The sequence below is a fragment of the Streptomyces sp. NPDC058864 genome, from assembly GCF_042742985.1.
GTDB lineage: Bacteria > Actinomycetota > Actinomycetes > Streptomycetales > Streptomycetaceae > Actinacidiphila.
In genome coordinates, this window is the sequence record NZ_JBHYMQ010000164.1 from 1 (window position 1) to 1384 (window position 1384).

At 66.8% G+C, this 1384-nt stretch carries 1 protein-coding gene; it reads right to left on the reverse strand.

The genetic code is table 11. The features are described from left to right. Positions 1-40 precede the first annotated feature (40 nt). Positions 41-1336: an IS256 family transposase gene (locus ACFW3D_RS42140; protein WP_500513795.1), complete on the reverse strand. Its 1296-nt coding sequence runs from the start codon at positions 1334-1336 to the stop codon at positions 41-43. Positions 1337-1384: the final 48 nt, after the last annotated feature.

Genomic DNA, 1384 nt, shown 5'->3' on the forward strand with positions numbered 1-1384 from the left:
CGGGTCTGTCCAACGAACGGTGTAACTCGGGTGGTGTGAGTTAGCGGCGGCCGAGGGAGAGTCGGCCGTCGAAGGCGATGTCGAAGGCTTGCAGGGCGGGCTTCCAGCGCATGGTCCATCGCTTGCGGCCCTGACCGGTGGGGTCCAGGCTCATGAGGGCCATGTAGACGCACTTGAGGGCGGCGGCCTCGTTGGGGAAGTGCCCGCGGGCCCGGACGGCCTTGCGTATGCGGGCGTTGACCGACTCGATCGCGTTGGTCGTGCAGACGACGCGGCGGATCTCGGTGTCGAACTGCAGGAACGGCACGAACTCGGCCCAGGCGTTCTCCCACAGCCGCACGATCGCCGGATACTTCGCGCCCCATTCCTCCTGGAAGTCCAGGAAGCGGTCCTCGGCCGCGCTTGCGGTCGGTGCGGTGTAGATCGGCTTGAGCGCCTTGGAGATCTTGTCCCAGTCCTGGCGGCCCGCGTAGCGGAACGACGCCCGGATCAAATGGACCACACAGGTCTGCGTGACCGCCTGCGGCCAGACCGTGCCGATCGCATCGGGCAGGCCCTTCAGTCCGTCGCAGACGACCATGCACACGTCCTCGACGCCGCGGTTCTTGATCTCGGTGAGGACCTGAAGCCAGTACTTGGCGCCCTCGCCGCCGTCGCCGGCCCACAGGCCGAGGATGTCGCGGGTGCCGTCCACGGTCACCGCCAGAGCGACATAGATCGGCCGGTTGGCGACCTGACCGTCGCGGACCTTCACGTGCACGCAGTCGATGAAGATCACCGGATAGACCGGGTCCAGCGGCCGGTTCTGCCACTCGGCCATCCCGTCCATGACCTTGTCGGTGATGGTCGAGATGGTCTGCTTGGACACGCTGGCGCCGTAGACCTCGGCCAGGTGCGCGGAGATGTCTCCGTGCGTCAGCCCCCGCGCGGACAGCGACAGCACCATCTCGTCGACGCCGGTCAGCCGCCGCTGACGCTTCTTGACGATCTGCGGTTCGAAGCTGCCGTCGCGGTCCCGCGGCACCGCGATCTCGACCGGGCCGACGTCGGTCAGCACGGTCTTGGACCTCACCCCGTTACGGGAGTTCCCACTGCCGGTACCGGCCGGGTCGTGCTTGTCGTAGCCCAGGTGGTCGGTGATCTCGCCTTCCAGAGCGGACTCCAGCACGCGCTTGGTCAGCTGCTGCAGGAGCCCGCCCTCGCCGGTCAACTGGAGCCCGCCAGCGCGGGCCCGGTCGACCAACTGCCCGATCAACTGGTCATCCAGCAGGTCCGCCGACAGCTCGACCGGCCGAACCTCTTCAACCGCCTCGACAGAGGCAGTCACGTCGCTCATCAGGTGTTCTTCCTTGATCGGGAGTTACACCGTTCTTTTTACAGTCCC

Bases quoted from the DNA above. Each gene is read 5' to 3' on its own strand.
- ACFW3D_RS42140 (WP_500513795.1), bottom strand. From the start codon at position 1,336: ATGAGCGACGTGACTGCCTCTGTCGAGGCGGTTGAAGAGGTTCGGCCG.